The 17,216-nt window shown below is 67.9% G+C and carries 18 protein-coding genes; 8 read left to right on the top strand and 10 right to left on the bottom strand.

Annotation, left to right across the window (positions count from 1 at the left end):
* Positions 1–17: 17 nt before the first annotated feature.
* The 3 genes from HUN08_RS05010 to mca are packed head-to-tail and all read right to left on the bottom strand — an operon-like array spanning position 18 to position 3,169.
* Positions 18–1,997: a thioredoxin domain-containing protein gene (locus HUN08_RS05010; RefSeq protein ID WP_124247839.1), complete on the bottom strand. Its 1,980-nt coding sequence runs from the start codon at positions 1,995–1,997 to the stop codon at positions 18–20.
* Positions 1,998–2,270: a hypothetical protein gene (locus HUN08_RS05005; RefSeq protein ID WP_124247910.1), complete on the bottom strand. Its 273-nt coding sequence runs from the start codon at positions 2,268–2,270 to the stop codon at positions 1,998–2,000.
* 38 nt (positions 2,271–2,308) lie between these two features.
* Positions 2,309–3,169: a mycothiol conjugate amidase Mca gene (gene mca, locus HUN08_RS05000; RefSeq protein ID WP_301546896.1), complete on the bottom strand. Its 861-nt coding sequence runs from the start codon at positions 3,167–3,169 to the stop codon at positions 2,309–2,311.
* A gap of 23 nt (positions 3,170–3,192) precedes the next feature.
* On the opposite strand from mca, the gene HUN08_RS04995 reads away from it, so the two are divergent.
* From HUN08_RS04995 to HUN08_RS04980, 4 genes are all read left to right on the top strand, one after another.
* Complete coding sequence (locus HUN08_RS04995; protein WP_301546895.1) at positions 3,193–3,639, top strand: DUF4307 domain-containing protein; 447 nt, start codon at positions 3,193–3,195, stop codon at positions 3,637–3,639.
* Entirely contained in the window at positions 3,636–4,394 is a 759-nt protein-coding gene (locus HUN08_RS04990) for a queuosine precursor transporter (protein WP_124247837.1), read from the top strand. The genes HUN08_RS04995 and HUN08_RS04990 overlap by 4 nt, the downstream gene beginning before the upstream one ends.
* A gap of 195 nt (positions 4,395–4,589) precedes the next feature.
* Positions 4,590–5,075 carry a transcription elongation factor GreA gene (gene greA / locus HUN08_RS04985; protein WP_124247836.1) on the top strand — a complete coding sequence of 162 codons (486 nt, stop codon included), beginning with the start codon at positions 4,590–4,592 and terminating at the stop codon, positions 5,073–5,075.
* Between the two features lie 16 nt (positions 5,076–5,091).
* On the top strand, positions 5,092–5,433 hold the full coding sequence (locus tag HUN08_RS04980) for a DUF4440 domain-containing protein (protein ID WP_124247835.1): 342 nt from the start codon (positions 5,092–5,094) through the stop codon (positions 5,431–5,433).
* A 6-nt stretch (positions 5,434–5,439) separates the two neighbouring features.
* Here the strand turns inward: HUN08_RS04980 and HUN08_RS04975 are convergent, their stop codons facing one another.
* From HUN08_RS04975 to HUN08_RS04965, 3 genes are all read right to left on the bottom strand, one after another.
* Positions 5,440–6,639: a Fic family protein gene (locus tag HUN08_RS04975; protein ID WP_124247834.1), complete on the bottom strand. Its 1,200-nt coding sequence runs from the start codon at positions 6,637–6,639 to the stop codon at positions 5,440–5,442.
* An 81-nt stretch (positions 6,640–6,720) separates the two neighbouring features.
* The gene (locus HUN08_RS04970) at positions 6,721–7,029 is read right to left on the bottom strand and encodes a hypothetical protein (RefSeq protein WP_124247833.1); all 309 of its coding nucleotides are present in this window, start codon (positions 7,027–7,029) and stop codon (positions 6,721–6,723) included.
* 75 nt (positions 7,030–7,104) lie between these two features.
* The gene (locus HUN08_RS04965) at positions 7,105–7,470 is read right to left on the bottom strand and encodes a helix-turn-helix domain-containing protein (RefSeq protein WP_124247832.1); all 366 of its coding nucleotides are present in this window, start codon (positions 7,468–7,470) and stop codon (positions 7,105–7,107) included.
* 137 nt (positions 7,471–7,607) lie between these two features.
* On the opposite strand from HUN08_RS04965, the gene HUN08_RS04960 reads away from it, so the two are divergent.
* Both HUN08_RS04960 and HUN08_RS04955 read left to right on the top strand, forming a co-directional pair.
* Positions 7,608–9,836: an MMPL family transporter gene (locus HUN08_RS04960; protein ID WP_124247831.1), complete on the top strand. Its 2,229-nt coding sequence runs from the start codon at positions 7,608–7,610 to the stop codon at positions 9,834–9,836.
* 2 nt (positions 9,837–9,838) lie between these two features.
* A complete protein-coding gene (locus tag HUN08_RS04955; RefSeq protein ID WP_124247830.1) occupies positions 9,839–10,438 on the top strand; it encodes a TetR family transcriptional regulator in 600 nt (199 codons plus the stop codon).
* Positions 10,439–10,459: 21 nt separating this feature from the next.
* Here HUN08_RS04955 and HUN08_RS04950 read toward each other — a convergent pair whose 3' ends face one another.
* Positions 10,460–12,292, bottom strand: coding sequence for an amidohydrolase (locus HUN08_RS04950; RefSeq protein WP_301546894.1), 1,833 nt, complete (start codon positions 12,290–12,292; stop codon positions 10,460–10,462).
* A gap of 183 nt (positions 12,293–12,475) precedes the next feature.
* On the opposite strand from HUN08_RS04950, the gene HUN08_RS04945 reads away from it, so the two are divergent.
* Entirely contained in the window at positions 12,476–12,976 is a 501-nt protein-coding gene (locus HUN08_RS04945; RefSeq protein ID WP_124247828.1) for an SRPBCC family protein, read from the top strand.
* Positions 12,977–12,987: 11 nt separating this feature from the next.
* Here the strand turns inward: HUN08_RS04945 and HUN08_RS04940 are convergent, their stop codons facing one another.
* The 3 genes from HUN08_RS04940 to HUN08_RS04930 all read right to left on the bottom strand — a co-directional run bounded on the left by HUN08_RS04940 (position 12,988) and on the right by HUN08_RS04930 (position 16,177).
* The gene (locus tag HUN08_RS04940; protein WP_124247827.1) at positions 12,988–13,524 is read right to left on the bottom strand and encodes a hypothetical protein; all 537 of its coding nucleotides are present in this window, start codon (positions 13,522–13,524) and stop codon (positions 12,988–12,990) included.
* Positions 13,525–13,613: 89 nt separating this feature from the next.
* Entirely contained in the window at positions 13,614–14,774 is a 1,161-nt protein-coding gene (locus HUN08_RS04935; protein ID WP_124247826.1) for a cystathionine gamma-synthase, read from the bottom strand.
* Positions 14,771–16,177, bottom strand: a complete 1,407-nt coding sequence (locus tag HUN08_RS04930) for a cystathionine beta-synthase (RefSeq protein WP_124247825.1) — start codon at positions 16,175–16,177, stop codon at positions 14,771–14,773. The genes HUN08_RS04935 and HUN08_RS04930 overlap by 4 nt, the downstream gene beginning before the upstream one ends.
* Before the next feature lie 87 nt (positions 16,178–16,264).
* Here HUN08_RS04930 and HUN08_RS04925 point away from each other — a divergent pair, with 87 nt between their 5' ends.
* Entirely contained in the window at positions 16,265–17,206 is a 942-nt protein-coding gene (locus HUN08_RS04925; RefSeq protein ID WP_124247824.1) for an SGNH/GDSL hydrolase family protein, read from the top strand.
* Positions 17,207–17,216 lie beyond the last annotated feature (10 nt).

The raw sequence follows: 17,216 nt of genomic DNA, 5'->3' as shown, positions 1-17,216 counted from the left end.
CCGTAGTGCCACCGCCCTCAAACCGGACGGAGTTGGGAAGCGATCTCGTCGGCGTCCGACAGCGGGAGCGAGCAGGTACTTCCCCGGCACACGAGCACCGTGTTCGCGGGTTGGTCGGCGGAGAAGCCGGAATCGCCAGCCGCGGTAACGATTGCGAAGCCGGGAGCCAGCTCGCGCGCGAGGGCGAGCTTCTCCGGCGACGATGCCGTGACGTGCAGCGGACCGCCCAACCGCGCCTCGGCAACCGCCAACCAGTGACCCGCCCCGCGCGGGACACGCGCCAAGAGAACCGCGGCACGGGACAGGGTCTGCTCGGCCAATTCCGCGTATCGACCCGCCGCTTCGGGCTCGGCGAGCATCGACGCCGTCAACAGGGCCTCAGCCATCAGCGACGAGCCGGACGGGGTGGCACCGTCGGCCGGGTCGCGCGGGCGCACGATGAGCCCGCCGTCAGCCGGCGCGTCGTACCAGGAGCCGGCCGCGTCGGGGTCCGCGAAGGTATCCACCGCGGTATCGAGCAGATCGATCGCCGCGGTGCGCCACCGCTGTTCGCCGGTGGCACCGAACAGCGAGAGCAGGGCGACGACGAGCGCCGCATGGTCGTCGAGCATCGCGCGGGGCGCCCCGACCTCGCCGTGTAGCGATGCCCGGCGCAGCTCGCCGTCGACCAGGTGGCGGCTCAGGATTTCCTCGGCGCACCATGCGGCCCGGTCAACCCACTCCGGCCGGGACATCCCCAGTCCGGCCTCGACGAGCGCAGTGATGGCCAGCGCGTTCCACACCGTCACGACCTTGTCATCGCGCGCGGGCTGGGGGCGACCCGAGCGGGCCGCGCGCAGCTTCTCGACGATCCGCCCGAGCCGGTCGATGTCATCGGGTGGTTCGGCGAATCGCAGCGTGGAGGTGCCCTCTTCGAACGTCCCGGCGCTCGTGACACCGAAAACCCTTGCCGCCCAGGCACCGTCGTCGGGACCGAGGACGTCGGAGAGTTGTTCGGGTGTCCAGACGTAGGTCGCCCCCTCCACGCCATCGGTATCGGCGTCGAGTGACGAGGCGTATCCACTCGACGTACCCAGCGTGTCGTCGAGGAACGCCACGGTCTCCTCGCAGATGCGCTGCGACATCTCACGGATGGGACTATCGCGGCGGGCCAACTGTGCGTACGCCCGCAACAGCAGCGCATTGTCGTAGAGCATCTTCTCGAAGTGCGGGACGATCCATGCCTGGTCGACCGCATAGCGCGCGAACCCGCCACCGAGCTGGTCACGGATGCCGCCACCCGCCATACCCACCGCGGCGCGCACCGCGACGTCGAAGGCCTCGGGGGAGCCCACCCGCTCGTCGTGGCGGATCAGCGCCAACATGAACGACGACGGCGGGAACTTCGGTGCCGTGCCGAATCCGCCGTAGACCGGGTCCTCGTCGATGATGAGGGCCGCCACCGCCGCCCGGGCCAACTCGTCGTCGACGCTGCCGTCCCCGCCGGGCAATCCCGACGCCGACCTCGCCAAGTGTTCGCGCACCTGCGCCGAGACCCGGTTGATCTCACCGCGATTGCCCTGCCAGGTCTGTGTCACCGCGGCGAGGACCTCCCCGAATCCCGGTTGGCCGTTGCGTGCCACGGGCGGGTAGTAGGTACCGCAGAAGAAGGGTTCACCGGTCGCGGTCAGGAAGCAGGTCATCGGCCAACCGCCCTGACCGGTCATCGCCGTCGTCGCGTTCATGTAGACCGCGTCGATGTCGGGGCGCTCCTCGCGATCGACCTTGATGCAGACGAATCCGTCGTTCATCTGCTGCGCGAGAGCCGGGTCGTCGAAGGTCTCGTGCGCCATCACGTGACACCAGTGGCAGGCGGCGTATCCGACGCTCAGCAGAACCGGGACGTCCCGACGGGCGGCCTCGGCGAACGCCTCGTCGCACCACTCCCACCAGTGGACCGGATTATCGGCATGTTGACGCAGATACGGACTGGTCGCGGCCGCGAGACGGTTGGCCAACTACTCGTCCGTCTTCGGGACGACCGGATCCGTCGGGCTCTCCGACCCGTCGTCGGGGACGCTCACCTTATCGGTCCCCTCATCGAACGCCTGGTCGGGCTCGGGGTGCTCGGCGTCAAAGGTTTGCGGGAGTTTGCGCAGCTGCGCGTTCATCGAACGGATCAGCAGGGCCGTGCCGACGAGCAGCACCAGGATGATCAGCAGACCGATCGGCGACGCCTTGCCGAACTCGGGGCCCTTGGTGTCGCCGCCGTCGGGGGCGGCGAGCAGCATCGCGGCCCGTGTCGCTACGACGGTGATCGTCGGGCTCATCATTCCTCGATCCCGGTGAACAAGTCGGTCTCGGGGATCGACGTCGTCACCCGTGTCTGCGCCAACTCGTATTCCTCGGTCGGCCACAAGCGCTGCTGCCACTCCAAGGGTACTGCGAAAAAGACGCCGTTCGGATCTATCTGTGTGGCGTGCGCCCGCAGTGCGTCGTCGCGCTGCGGAAAGTAGTCACCACAGGTGATCTGCGTGGTGACGCGCCCCATGAGGTCGCCGCGCGACGAATCCCACTTGGCCAGCCACTCCTTGAACGGGCTCTCCTGACCGTGCTGCTCGAACTCGTCGGAGAAGCGCACCATGCGGTCGCGGATGAATCCGTGGGTGTAGTACAACTTGCTCACCGTCCACGGCTCCCCCGCCTCCGGGAAGGCCGCGGCGTCGCCGGACTGTTCGTAAGCCGCGACCGAGACCTCGTGGCAGCGGATGTGGTCGGGGTGCGGGTATCCGCCGTGCTCGTCGTAGGTGATCATCACGTGCGGCTTGAAATCGCGCACGACGCGGACCAGCGCCTCGGTCGACTCCTCCAACGGGATGGTCGCGAAGGAGCCCTCCGGCAGCGGCGGCAGCGGATCCCCTTCTGGCAACCCGGAATCGACGAACCCCAGCCAGGTCTGCCGCACGCCGAGCGCGGCGGCGGCGGCGGCCATTTCTTCGCGCCGCACCTGCGTGATGTTCTCCAGGACGCCCGGCCGATCCATCGCCGGATTGAGGATGTCGCCGCGTGAACCGTCGGTCAGGGTCACCACCAGGACGTCATGCCCCTCGGCGGCATAGCGCGCCATCGTCGCGGCGCCCTTGCTCGACTCGTCGTCGGGATGCGCGTGAACCGCCATCAGTCTGGCCATGCGTTCATGGTAGGTATTGACGGGTGAACGCATCCGACGGGGGCGGCTACGGCCCCCGTGCCACCTACCCCGTCGAACAGTCGTCGATGTCGCGACGCCGCTGGTTCGCACTGCTGACGGCGGCCGTCGTGGTGCTCGGCGTTGTGTTGGCGGTCATCGGCTTCCAGAAGTTCGGCAACCCCGACGTCTCCGGCGAGACCACCGGGTTCTTCCTCACCGGACCCGACACCGTCGACGTGCAGTTCACCGTCGACCGCGCCGACCCGAGCACTCCCGTCGCCTGCGTCGTGAAGGCCCGCTCCAAGGACGGCGCCGAGGTCGGCCGACGGGAAGTCCTCATCGTCGGCGGCAGCGCGCAGCGCGTCGGTGTGCGCACCACCATCCACACGTCGGCCCAGCCGGTGATCGGCGAGGTCTTCGGCTGCGACCCGAACGTGCCGCCCTACCTCACCCGGACGGATAAGCCATGACCAGCGCAGAAGCAGCGACCACGACCGAACGACGCGTGAACTTCGCGTCGACCGGCAGCCGCTACTTCCCGATCCTCGTCGGGCTGTTCGTCGGCGTCATGCTCATCAGCAACGTCACCGCGTCGCGGCCGGCGGTCTTCTTCGCGTCGTGGCTGCACTTCGACCTCGGCCCGCTGCACGTGCAAGGGCTGCCCACCGACGGGGCGTTCTTCCTGTTCCCGCTGGCCTACGTCCTCGGCGACGTGATCAGCGAGGTGTACGGCTTCCGCGCGATGCGGCGGGTGATCGCGCTCGGGTTCGCGATCCTGCTGCTCGCGTCGGGCAGCCTGTGGGTGGCCGATCACCTGCCGATGTCCGATCCGGTCACCGACCCGCAGACCCACGATTTACAGACCGCCTTCCACACCGTGTCCGGGGTGATCCCGCAGATCCTGCTCGCCGGGCTCGCCGGGTACCTCGTCGGCGAATTCCTCAACTCCTACGTCCTGGTGAAGATGAAGGAACGCTCCGGCGAGCGGCGCCTGTGGGCGCGGCTGCTCGGTTCGACGGTGGTCGGCGAGGCCGCCGACACCATCGTGTTCTGCTCCATCGCCGCACCGGCACTGGGGTTCACCAGCTTCTCGTCGTGGCTGTCCTACACGGTGGTCGGGTTCATCTGGAAGGTCCTCGTCGAAGTCCTGGTCATGCCCGTCACCTACGCCGTGTGCGGGTGGCTCAAACGCAACGAGCCGACCTACGGACTCGTCGCGCAGTAGGTCGTCAGCGCCCCGACCGACGGCAACGAACCGATAACGGTTGTGCCTTGCAACACATCGACTGGTAGTCTGTTGTTCACAGGCACGGCCCCCGAACGTGGGGGCCGTGTTCAGTTGCATTAGGACAGCGTCCACCCGCGATACCGCCTCATCGACAGTGAGCAGCGCGGGCAGCGGACAGACAAAGGAGTTCCCATGACCGACACCACCTGGCTGACGCAGGAGTCGCACGACCGCCTCAAGGGCGAGTTGGACTCGTTGATCGCCAACCGTCCGGTCATCGCCGCCGAGATCAACGAACGCCGTGAAGAGGGCGACCTCAAGGAGAACGGTGGCTACCACGCCGCGCGCGAGGAGCAGGGCCAGCAGGAGGCGCGCATCCGCCAGCTGCAGGAGCTGCTCAACAACGCGAAGGTCGGCGAGGCGCCCACCCAGTCCGGCGTCGCGCTGCCCGGTTCCGTGGTCACCGTCTACTACGACGGCGACGAGTCGGACACCGAGACCTTCCTGATCGCCACGCGCGAGGACAGCGGCTCGGATTCGCTGGAGATCTACTCCCCCAGCTCGCCGCTGGGCGCCGCGCTGCTCAACGCGAAGGTCGGCGACACCCGTGAATACGCCGTGCCGTCGGGCGCCCAGGTCAAGGTGACCCTGGTCAAGGCGGAGCCGTACCACGGCTGATTCGTCTCTCGACGATGTGCTGACGGAATTGGCCCGGCGTGAGCCGCTGTTCCACCAGCCGCTGACGCGCGCGGATTTCCTGCGCCAAACCGCCGACGACTTCTCCGAGACCGGGGCATCCGGCCAGGTCTACGATCGCGAGTTCGTGTGGTCGGTGCTGGCCGAGCGGTTCGCCTCTGGCGAGCCCGACGAAACCGGGCCGGCCACGGACCTTCAGGTTCGCGAACTGGCCGTCGACACGTATCTGGTGACCTATGCGCTCACGCAGGGTGTGCGACGCACCCGGCGCGCCACCGTCTGGCAGCGCCGCGGTGCCGACTGGGTCGCGCTGTATCACCAGGGCACGGTCGTCGCGTAGCCGTCCTCACGGCAATCTTCGCCGACCGGCGCGCTCCGCGAAGTCGTCGAGCGCGGCCAGCACCTCCGGAGCCCGCCAGGCACGGTTGCGAGCCCGGTCGGTGAACTCGACGACGATCCCCGCTTCGACCAGCGGGTCGACATATCGGCGAGCATTTCCCGTCCGGATCCCCAGTTCGCGATTCAGCAGCGCCGCGTCGAAGACGGGGCGGATCAGCAGATGATCGGCGACGCGGTGAATGGCCGAGTCACTCCGCGCGGTGATCAGCTCCCGCCAGCCCGCGCGCACACCGCGCAGATCGTCGACGAGCCGTCTCCCATTGGCCACGGCATGGAGAGAAGCCGCGGAGACCGTCGACACGATCGGCGCGGCATCACCCTCGCGGTAGGCGTGCAACGCGGAGAAATACCCCTCGGTGTCGGCAAGGAGTCCGGCGGACACCGGCACCGTGATTCGCCTCGTCAGTCGTTGGTATCGCAGCATCGCCTGCAGCAACGCACGTCCGGTGCGCCCGTTCCCGTCGGGGAAGGGGTGGATGGTCTCGAACTGGGCGTGGGCGATCGCGACCTGCGGGACGACGGGCAGGTCGCGACGTCTGGCGAAGTCGACGAGATCGTCGACCGCACCGGGCACCCGGGCGTGGTGCGGCGCGATGAAGTCGGCGCCACGCGGACCGAACGGTCCGCCGCCGATCCATACCTGTTCCTTGCGCCACCTGCCTGCCGTCGCCGGATCACTCGATTCCATCAATGCGCGGTGCATGGCGAGGATGGCCCCCGCATCGACGTCGTCGGACAGGTCGACAGCGGCGCGCATCGCGTTCACGTTGGCGACGATGAGTCCCGCGTTGCGACGGTGGGTACCGACCAACACCTCCGCCTCGGCGATTGCACGGGCCGACGCCGTGAGGTTTTCGATGTTGGAACTGGACGCGGCTTCCGACCGCAGCAAAATGGCCGTGAACGGCGCGATCTCGGTGCCCAACTCCGCGTCGAATCGGGCAAGCTCGGCGGCGGCGTCCTCCGCTTCGGCCAAGACCCCGGGCGGCAAGTCAAGTCTCAGGTCGGCGATCTCAGCGGGCACCGCGGCGTCGTATGGCCCGGATTGCCGTAGGGCTGCGCGCTGATCGGCGACCCCGTAGCCGGCCTCGTCGGCCACCGGCCACGTCAGCTGTTCATAGGTGACGGCGGTACCAAGTGACGTCATGATCCGATCATAGCATCACTTATAACGATAAGTGATGCTAAAGCACACTCGCTGACATCACTTGCGAGCTATCGCCCATGCTCACGCGGCGTGGAACGCCGTCGGGTGCACCGGCACGTCGCAGCGGTAGCGGATCAGCGCGCCGACCGGCGCGAGTCGACTCTCGACGCGCATGATCGCACCGGCCAGCTGGTCGGGATCGTCGATGTCGGCGACGACGGCCACGGTCCGCCCGCCGGCCTCGAGGAAGGGCACGACGAGCGACGCGGTGCGCGCGACGACGGCGACGGGCAGCCCGGCGTCCAGCAGCTCGTGCGCATAGCGACGGGCCGCCTCGTCGTCGAGAACGATCAGTTCGACGGATTCGGGGTACAGGCCGTTGTTGCTCATGCATCTATCGTCCGTCGCACAGGTGAGAGAGCTATCGGCAATACCTGTGGATCGACTGGGAAGTCACGACTCCGACTAGCCCAGCGCGGAGTCGGTCCCCGGCGCCAGCCGCTCGTACAGCTCCTTCTCGACCCGGGAACCGTCGGTCAACTCGGGCGACTGTTCCGGCAGTCTTCCGTCGGCGTCGGGAAGCAGATAGGCGGGCGGGACGTCGAGGGCGACGGCGAGACGGTAGACCGTGGAGAGCTGCGGATCGGAGATGAACGGCTCGCGATTGCTACGCGCCCGCTCCAGGTTCGACACCTGGTTTCGATGCATCCCGGCCTTGTGTGCCAACGCCTCCTGCGAGAGGCCGCGAATGCGTCTGACCTGGACTAATCGGAAGGCGAACGAGTTGGCATAGGTCCCCCAATCGAGGGATCCGCGGACTCGTTCTGGCACGCGCTCCAATCTTCTAGAGCCACACCTGATTGTCAGCACACCGAGATGTGAGCGCCGGGCCGCCGTGGCGGTGAGGCTCACCACTGCGATCCGGCAGCGGTTGCGCGAAAAAGTGTTAGTCAGTAACACTTGATGCCATGTCGACCTATTTGTTCAACCTCGGACGCTTCTCGTTCCGCAACAAGTGGTGGGTGATCGGCGCCTGGCTCGCCCTCCTCGTCATCCTCGGCGGGCTGATCGGCGCCCTGCAGCCCAAGTTCGCCAAAGACTTCGACCTTCCCGGGACCGACGGCGGCGTCGCCATGTCCCAGATGCAGCAGTACTTCCCGGAGGTGACCAAGTCGCAGACCGAGGCCAACACGATCATCGTGCTCGGTACCGACAAGTCCAAGCCGACCGACAAGCTCGCCGACCACACCGTCGAGATCGACAAGCTCGTCAACGATCTGCGGCAGCTCCCGCATGTGAGCGCCACGGACAAGAACCCGCAGACGTCGACGATCGCCAACCCGGTGACGGCCGCGCAGCTCATGCCGCAGATGGCCTCCAAGGTCCTCGGCGACGACGGCCGCGTCGGACAGATCACGGTCCACCAGTCGATCAACGTCATGGACCTCAAACCCGAGGACAAGAAGGCGCTGACCGACATCCTCGAACGGCATCGCGGGCACGGCATCGAGGTGGCCGCGACGATGGGCGTGATGCAGGCCCAGGAGCAGCCGGGCAAGGCGGAGATGATCGGCTTCGCCATCGCCTTCGTCGTCATGATCATCGCCTTCGGCGCGATCGTCGCCGCCTTCATCCCGCTGATCACCGGCATGGTCGGCGTCGGTCTGACCATGATGCTGCTGACGGTGTCGGCCAAGTTCATGTCGGTCAACCAGACCGCGACCGCCATCGTGACGATGCTCGGTATCGCCGTCTCCATCGACTACGCGCTGTTCATCGTGTCGCGCTACCGGTCCGAACGCGAGCGCGGCGGTGATCCCGCGGACGCCGCCGGCCGCGCGGTCGGCACCGCCGGTTCGGCCGTCGTCTTCGCCGGCCTGACGGTGATGATCGCCGTCGCCGCGCTGACGGTGATCGGCATCCCGCTGATCGCCCAGATGGGTCTGGGTGCGGCGGTCGCCGTTGCCGTCGCCGTGCTCGCGGCGCTGACGCTGATCCCCGCCCTCCTCGGCGCCACCGGACGCTTCGCCTTCAGCCCGAAGATCCCGTGGATCCGGCATGCGCAGGAGTCGGCGACCGCTGACACACTCGGCGTCAAATACGGCCGGGCCATCGTCAAGCGCCCGATCCCGTTCATCGTCGGCGGGCTGCTCATCCTGATCCTCGCGGCCCTCCCGATGTCCCGGATGGAATTGGGCATGGACACCGTCTCCGACGACGAGGTCGCGGCGCAATCGCTGCTCGCGCGCGGATTCGGCGAAGGCAACGGCGCACCGCTGATCGCCGTCGTGCACGCCGACAAGGGCACCGTCAACGACGCCGCCACCGCCGCGGTCAAGGAGATCCAGGGCATGCCGGGCGTCGCCCAGCCGACGACCCTCACCTGGCTCGGCAACGGCTCCGGCCCGCTGGGAACCCAGAACGCGAACACCGCGATCATCTCGGTGACCCCGATCAGCTCCGCGTCGTCCCCGCAGACCCACGACCTCGTGGAGAAGATCCGTTCGACGAGTCCGGCGATCGCCAAGCAGGGAGCCGAACTCCACGTCGGCGGTCAGACCGCGATCATGTCGGATCTCACCGCCAAGCTCGACAAGGCGCTGATCCCCTACCTGATCGTCGTGGTCGGACTCGCCTTCCTCATCATGATCGGTGTCTTCCGCTCGCTGTGGGTGCCGCTGATCGGAACGCTCGGGTTCATCTTCTCGGTGCTCGCGACCTTCGGCGCCACGGTCTTCTTCTTCCAAGAGGGCGGCCTGGGCCTGATCGACCACACCAAGCCGATCCTCTCGTTCCTGCCGATCTTCCTGATCGGCGTGGTGTTCGGCCTCGCCATGGACTACCAGGTGTTCCTGGTGACGCGCATGCGCGAGGAGTACATCCACGGCATGGGCGCCAAGGAGGCGATCATCGCCGGCTACCGGCACGGCGCGCGCGTCGTGACGTCGGCGGCGATCATCATGATCAGCGTCTTCTCCGCGTTCATGCTGGCACCGGACACGATGGCCAAGATGATGGGCTTCTCGATGGCGATCGCCATCTTCTTCGACGCCTTCATCATCCGCATGACGGTGGTCCCCGCCGTGATCGCCCTGCTCGGCGACCGTGCCTGGGGTCTGCCCAAGTGGCTGGACAAGCTGGTCGTCAACTTCGACATCGAGGGCGAGGCCGTCCGCGACCGGGGCCTGGCGCCCTAGTCATGGCGACCCCGGTCGACGGCGGGGTGCGGGCCCAGAAGAAGGCCCGCACCCGCGCCGCCATTCGGTCGGCCGCGATGACCCTGTTCACCGAACAGGGGTATTCGGCGACGACGGTCGAGCAGATCGCGCATACCGCAGGCGTCTCCCACACCACCTTCTTCCGCTACTTCACCTCGAAGGAGCAGGTCATCATCAGCGACGACCTGCAGGAGGCGCGCGACGAGGCACTGGCCGCGATTCCCCCGGGGCTGGACCACTTCGAGTTGCTGCGGCAGATGATCGCGGGGCTCTTCGAAGTCGGGCTGGCCGATGAATGGGCGGCGAGCCATGAGCGGCTCGCCCTCATCAACAGCGACCCGGAACTGCGTTTCGCCTATCAACTCGAGACCGAGCGGGCGATCTCGGAGGCCACCGAGTTCATCTCCGACTACACCGGGGTGCCGACGACCGATCTGCACCTGCAGGTGTTCGTCGCCGCGGTGAGCGGGGTGATGTTCTACCTCGCCAACTCCCAAGAAGAGCCCGACCACGACGAGGCACGGGCCCGGCTCCTGGCCGCCATCGACCTCCTCGAGCGCGGACTTCCCCTGCGCGACTGATCGCACCGTCGGCGATCGGTGCTACTTGGTGGGCACCCCGCCGAGATAGGTGTTGACCACGGGGATGGCACCAATCCGGTCGGGGGTCACCGTCAACGGATCGCCGCCCAGCACGACGAAGTCGGCGACCTTGCCCGGTTCGACGGACCCGACCCACGTCCCCAATCCCTGCTGCACGGCCGGCTCCATCGTGACGGCGCGCAACGCCTCGGCTGCCGTCGCGCGGTGCTGCGGGCCCAGGACGTAGCTCTTGGCGAAATCGGGGTACGCCCACGTCTGCCGGGTCACGGCCTGCTGCATGTACCAGAGCGGGTGGGCCGGGGTGACCATCGAGTCGCTGTGCAACGACCACGGGTTGCCGTACTTCTTGTCCCATCCGATCGGGTCGATGTTCGGACCCGCTCCCGGGCTGAGCATGTCGTCGAAGGCGGCGCCCCAGTACGCGACGTGGCCGATCAGATGGGTGACCCGCACGTCGAGCGCGGGCACCTTCTTGCCGTTGAACACGTACTCACCGCGGCGCAGCTTGCCGATGTCGGCGGAGAGCGACTCGTCGACGACGGTGTGGTGGATCAGCAGCACCGGGCGGGTCGCGCGCTTCTCCAACTGCATCTGCGCCAGCGCAGACACGATCCACCGATTCGCACCGTTGCCGTTGACGTGCGTCTGGATCATCCAGTCCCCCGCGGTCCAATAGGGCCGTAGATCCTTGACGATCTCGTCGGGGCCCGACACGTCGGCGCGACCCTCACCCGCGCCGTCGCAATGGCCGCCCTGCCGATAGGAGATCGGCGGCGCGAGCTTGGCCGTGCACCCCTGCGTCGACCCGTCGACCCACAGCTTGATGCCCCGTGCCCCCAGCCAGCGCGGCAACACGCAGTCCTTGTCCGCCGCCGGGTCACACCCCGGGCCGGCCGAGGTGATGCCGTCGCGGTTCGCGGTGTCATAGGTGACGACTCCGGTGATGCGCAGCGGGAAGTCCTTTTCCTGTGCGAGGAGTTCGTCGGCGTCGAGTTGCTTGCGGCCCGTCACACCACCGTCGGTGATGGTCGTGAGACCGGCGGCGCGCAGCTTCTCGATCGACTTCATCACCGCGGGCAGGTTTTCGCTGATGAGCTTGCGCGGATTCGCCTCCTGCAGACCGGCCAGGTGGCTGCGCTCCATCGCCGCCATGAACGGCGCGTATCCGGCGGACTCCTGCAGCACCCCGGTGAACTCGCCCTTGTCGTCGACGACCCAGCCTCCGCCGGCCTGCGTCACCGCATCGGGTACCGGGCATTTCGGTTGTCCGCCGCAGACGGCGGCGAAGGCTTTGTCGTTGGCATAGGCGAGGTGACCGGATTGGTCGAGGACCAGCACCGGCCGGTCCTTGCTCACGCATGCGTCGAGGAAGTCCTTGGGCCGCTGGCTGAAGGTCGCCGGACCGGTGGTCCCACACCGTCCGGGCAGGAACTGCTGACGCGACGGGTCGAGGTTCATACCGAGGATGAACTCGCCGGCGTTGGCCGGGGACGTCGGGGCCACCTTCATCGACTGCAGCGCCGACGTGATGTCGGCGAGTCGGCCGCACTCCTGCGCGTCACGGCCCTCGAACGGCGGCGGCAGACAGGGCGCGATGTTGTGGGTGCCGACGAGGTCCTGGATGATCGTCGGCCCCAGGTGCATATGCGGCTCGACGAAGCCGGGCGCCAGGACCTGTCCAGGCGAGAGCTGGACCGTCTTGACGTCGGCCCGCAATCCCTCGCGGACATGCTTCTCGGATCCCACCTTCACGATGTGTCCGGCCGCGTCGACCGAGACGGCCTGCGCCACCGAATCCTTCGCGTCGACGGTGAGAATCTTGCCGACGAACACCGTCGTCGCCTGGCTCTGACCCTCTCCGTCATTGGTACCGCAGGCCGCGGCGAACGCGAGAAGTATTGCTGCAGAACAATTCCCGATCATTCGGAAGCTGACGCGCATGGCACCTCCTACTACGGGGACAGTCCCCGAATGCTATCCGCACTCGGCGGCTTTGTACGTCGATACACTGCATCCATGCCCTATGCGCTGCAGCCGATCACCGAGTCCTTCTTCGACGAGGCGCCGGTGCGCTACGTCATCGATATCGTCGTTCCCGCCGACACCGATTTCGTCTGGCGGGAGTTCACCAGGCAGGACACCCTCGACTGGTGCCGGGCGCTGAAAAAGGTCACCTACACCAGCCCGGCGCCGTACAACGCGAAGACGACGCGGACCGCGGTGCTCTCGCCCGGGGTCGTCACCTTGAACGAGCAGTTCTTCATCTGGGACGAGGATCCCGAGCAGCACCGGTATCGACACGCCTTCTACGGCAAGGTCGCCTCGGTGCCCGGGTTGAAGAACTTCGGCGAGTACACCGAGGTCACCCCGGCCGATGACGCCGGCGGCGGCACGCGAATCGTCTGGAAGTTCGCGTTGCGCACCAGCGGCCTGTCGCTGCCCGGCTTCCTGTCCTCGCCCATCGCCGCGGCCGCGTTCAGCACCGTCAAGAGCGATACGGAAAAGCACTTCAGCTGACCTGCCGACGATCAGTCGCGCATCCCACACATCCACCAGTCGCCGCCGAGTGACACGGGATTGCGGCACATCATGCCGTACATGTCGAAACCCTCTGGCGAACCCGACGGGGAGTGCAGGTAGCCGCCCGCATCGTCGGGGACACCCATCCACTGCGCGAAGAAGCGGGTATCGCGTTGTTCCCCGTACCCGCCGGAAACCCGACCCTCGATGCTGAGGTACCGCAGCGGCACGGGTAACCGCGCGCCGTAGTACTCGCTGCCCGGGTCGGTCGCCAGCGCCGCGTTGAACATCGGCCGGTTGACGAAGAACCAGCCGCGCGGCGAGAGCTGCCACCACGAGCCGATCGTCGCGCTGACCACCACGACCACGAGGCCGACGGCCACCGTCGTGACGAGTGAGCGGGTACGGATGAGTCCGACGACGATGAGCGCGACCCCGAGCAGGAACAGGATCCATGCCGCGGTGAGCGCGACCCAGTCGAGCACCCACAGGTTGGGCCGGAGGAACGAGTAGACCATCGCGACCAGCCAGAGCAGCAGGCCCATGCCCACCAGCGTCGGGCCGCCGCGGCGCGGACGCCCCTCGTCGGCGGCGTCACCCGCGGCGCGCGCGTAGTCGGGATGCTCGTAAGCGGTTACGACAGTGCCTTGTCCAAGTCGGCGACGAGGTCGTCGGCGTCCTCGATGCCGACGGAGAGGCGCACCAGGTTCTCGGGCACCTCGAGCAGCGAGCCCGCCGTCGACGCGTGGGTCATCGCGGCCGGGTGCTCGATCAGCGACTCGACGCCGCCGAGCGACTCGGCCAAGGTGAACACGCTGGTACCCGCGCACATATCCTGCGCACCCTTGGCACCACCCGCGACCAGCACCGACACCATGCCCCCGTAGCGTCGCATCTGCTTGGCCGCCGCGGCGTGGCCGGGATGGTCGGCCAGCCCCGGGTACAGCACCTTCTCGATCTTCGGATGCTTCGCGAGGAATTCGACGACCTTCTCCGCGTTGTCGGAGTGCCGGTCCATCCGCACGCCGAGCGTCTTGATGCCGCGCAGCGTGAGGAAGACGTCGAACGGCCCGGGTACCGCACCCGCACCGTTCTGCAGGAAGGCGACGGCCTCGTCGGTCTCCGCGGAGTCGGTGACGAGGATGCCGCCGACGACGTCGGAGTGCCCGCCGAGGTACTTCGTCGTCGAATGCAGCACGATGTCGGCACCGAGCGCCAGCGGCTGCTGGAGATACGACGACGCGAAGGTGTTGTCGACGACGAGCTTGGCGCCGCCGTCGTGGGCCACCGCGGCGATCGCCTCGATGTCGCCGATGTTCAGCAGCGGGTTGGTGGGCGTCTCCACCCACACGAGCTTCGTCTTCGGGGTGATCGCGGCGCGCACCTCGTCGACGTCGTTGACCGCGGCCACCGAGTAGGTGATCCCCCACTGCGAGAAGACCTTGTCGATGAGTCGGAACGTCCCGCCGTAGGCGTCGTTGGGGATGACCAGGTGGTCGCCCGGGCGCAGCATCGCGCGCAGCGTCGCATCGGTGGCGGCCATCCCCGACGAGAAGGCCCGCCCGTAGCGCCCGCCCTCGAGCGCGGCGAGGTTGGCCTCGAGCGCGCGCCGCGTCGGGTTGCCGGTGCGGGCGTATTCGAATCCGTCGCGCATCCCGCCGACGCCGTCCTGGGCGAAGGTGGAACTGGCGTAGATCGGGACGTTGACCGCGCCGGTCTGCGGGTCGGGCTCGTAGCCGGCGTGAATCGCCCACGTCGCGAACCCGTACTGATCCTGCTCGGACTGGCCGGTCATTTCTTTCCTCCGACGGTGGGATTCGTGGTGACAAAGGCGAGCAGATCGTGGCGGGTGATGACGCCGACGGGCTTACCGTCGTCGACGACCATCAGCGCGTCGGACTTGCTCAGTTCGTTGGTGGCGGCCGACACCGGCTCCCCAGCGCCGATCAGCGGGAAGGCCTGCCCCATGTGCTCGGACACCGCGTCGGCGAGACTGGCCTTGCCGGAGAAGACCGCGTCGAGCAGATCGCGCTCGCTGACCGCGCCGGCGATCTCACCGGCCATGATGGGCGGCTCCGCCCCGACGACCGGCATCTGCGAGACCCCGTATTCGTGCAGGATCTCGATGGCGTCGCGCAGCGTCTCCTGCGGGTGCGTGTGCACCAGGTCGGGCAGCTGGCCGGACTTGCCGCGCAGCACGTCGCCGACCGTCGGCTCGGCGGGGTCCTCCCCGTCGAGGGTGGAACGCAGGAAGCCGTAGCTGCTCATCCACTCGTCGTTGAAGATCTTCCCGAGGTAGCCGCGGCCGCCGTCGGGCAGGAGGACGACGACGAGCGAGTCGGGGCCCTCCCGCTTGGCGACCTGCAGCGCGGCGACGACGGCCATGCCGCACGACCCGCCGACGAGCAAGCCCTCCTCGCGCGCGAGTCGGCGCGTCATCTCGAAGGAGTCGGCGTCGGAGACGGCGATGATCTCGTCGGGCACGCTCGGGTCGTAGGCCTCCGGCCAGAAGTCCTCGCCGACGCCCTCCACCAGGTAGGGGCGACCGGTGCCGCCGGAGTAGACCGAGCCCTCCGGGTCGACGCCGACGACCTTCACCGCGCCGTTCGACACCTCTTTGAGGTAGCGGCCGGTGCCGGTGATGGTCCCGCCGGTGCCGACCCCTGCGACGAAGTGCGTGACCTTGCCGTCGGTGTCGCGCCAGATCTCGGGGCCGGTGGTCTCGTAGTGGCTGGCCGGACCGGCCGGGTTCACGTACTGGTTGGGCTTCCACGCGCCGGGGATCTCGCGCGCCAGCCGGTCGGAGACGTTGTAGTAGCTGTCCGGGTGCTCGGGTGCGACCGCGGTCGGGCAGACGACGACTTCGGCGCCGTAGGCGCGCAGTACGTTGCGCTTGTCTTCGCTGACCTTGTCCGGGCAGACGAAGACGCATTTGTAGCCGCGCTGCTGGGCGACGAGGGCCAACCCGATGCCGGTATTGCCCGACGTCGGTTCGACGATGGTCCCGCCGGGTTTCAGCAGACCGGCCTGCTCGGCCGCGTCGACCATCTTGACCGCGATGCGGTCCTTGGAGCTGCCGCCCGGGTTGAGGTATTCGATCTTGGCCGCGACGATCCCCGATCCGGGTTCGACGACCGAGTTCAGCTTGACCAGCGGTGTGTTGCCGACCAAGTCGATCACGTGATTGGCGATGCGCATACCTCTATGGTCGCACCCGGGCGGGTCACGGGCGCACCGGGTCCGGGTTGCCGAGCACGATGAGCGCAACGCAGTAGAGTTTCTGTTGTGCCGCCCGCTGATCCGCACGAGAAGGCCGACCGGCTGCTTCGCGACGTCGGGGCCACCGTCGTCGCCGCCGGGGCAAGTGCCGCCGCCTCCTACGCCGCGTACAGCTACCTGAACTCGCAGGCCGCGCACGCCAGACAGATCATCCCGCACCGCACCGATGCCGCCCCCAACGGCGACGGCGTCTACTTCCCGGACGGAAGCGGTCCGGTTCCGTTCCATCGCGGGATGGAGGTGGACCTGCATCTCGCGGTGTACGGGGATTCCACGGCGGCCGGGCTCGGGGTCGACACCGCCGAGGAGACCCCGGGCGTGCAGATCGTGCGCAATCTGGTCCGCGAGACCGACAAGGTCGTGCGCTACAGCAACAAGGCCATCGTCGGGGCCACGTCGAAAGGGCTGGCCGCGCAGATCGACGCGTCGCTGATCGCCCGGTCGCGGCCCGATGTCGCGGTCATCCTCATCGGCGCCAACGACGTCACCGCGGTCAACCGGGTGCATGCCTCGGCCAACCGGCTCGGCGAGGCCGTCCAGCAGCTCGTCGACGTCGGCACGAAGGTCGTCGTCGGCACCTGTCCGGACCTGGGCGTCGTCACCGCGATCCCACAGCCGCTGCGCTGGGTGATCCGGCAGTACAGCCTGCGCCTGGCCGCAGCGCAACGCAGCGCGGTCCGCGCCCACGGCGGTCGCGCGGTCCCCCTCGCCGACGTCCTCGCCAAGGAGTTCCTGGCGCGCCCCGAGCACATGTTCTCGCCGGACAACTACCACCCCTCGGCGGCCGGATACGCACTGGCCGCGAGCATCCTGATGCCGGAGGTCCTCGACGCCGTCGGCGAGTGGGGCGGACCGCTGCCGTCGCCGCCGGAAGTGTCCGAAGTCGCCGAGTCGCGACGGCTGGTCAACCGCATCAAGCGATTGGTGCCATCGGTTCCCGGGCGCTGAATGCCGGAGG

The organism is Gordonia sp. X0973 (assembly GCF_013348785.1).
Classification (GTDB): Bacteria; Actinomycetota; Actinomycetes; order Mycobacteriales; family Mycobacteriaceae; genus Gordonia.
Note: the sequence above shows the minus strand (reverse complement) of the source record. Positions and strands in the feature narration are given on the sequence as shown.

Bases quoted from the DNA above. Each gene is read 5' to 3' on its own strand.
- HUN08_RS05005 (WP_124247910.1), bottom strand. From the start codon at position 2,270: ATGCTGCTCGCCGCCCCCGACGGCGGCGACACCAAGGGCCCCGAGTTC.
- mca (WP_301546896.1), bottom strand. From the start codon at position 3,169: ATGGCCAGACTGATGGCGGTTCACGCGCATCCCGACGACGAGTCGAGC.
- HUN08_RS04990 (WP_124247837.1), top strand. From the start codon at position 3,636: ATGACCAGCGCAGAAGCAGCGACCACGACCGAACGACGCGTGAACTTC.
- greA (WP_124247836.1), top strand. From the start codon at position 4,590: ATGACCGACACCACCTGGCTGACGCAGGAGTCGCACGACCGCCTCAAG.
- HUN08_RS04975 (WP_124247834.1), bottom strand. From the start codon at position 6,639: ATGACGTCACTTGGTACCGCCGTCACCTATGAACAGCTGACGTGGCCG.
- HUN08_RS04970 (WP_124247833.1), bottom strand. From the start codon at position 7,029: ATGAGCAACAACGGCCTGTACCCCGAATCCGTCGAACTGATCGTTCTC.
- HUN08_RS04960 (WP_124247831.1), top strand. From the start codon at position 7,608: ATGTCGACCTATTTGTTCAACCTCGGACGCTTCTCGTTCCGCAACAAG.
- HUN08_RS04955 (WP_124247830.1), top strand. From the start codon at position 9,839: ATGGCGACCCCGGTCGACGGCGGGGTGCGGGCCCAGAAGAAGGCCCGC.
- HUN08_RS04945 (WP_124247828.1), top strand. From the start codon at position 12,476: ATGCCCTATGCGCTGCAGCCGATCACCGAGTCCTTCTTCGACGAGGCG.
- HUN08_RS04940 (WP_124247827.1), bottom strand. From the start codon at position 13,524: ATGGGCCTGCTGCTCTGGCTGGTCGCGATGGTCTACTCGTTCCTCCGG.
- HUN08_RS04935 (WP_124247826.1), bottom strand. From the start codon at position 14,774: ATGACCGGCCAGTCCGAGCAGGATCAGTACGGGTTCGCGACGTGGGCG.
- HUN08_RS04930 (WP_124247825.1), bottom strand. From the start codon at position 16,177: ATGCGCATCGCCAATCACGTGATCGACTTGGTCGGCAACACACCGCTG.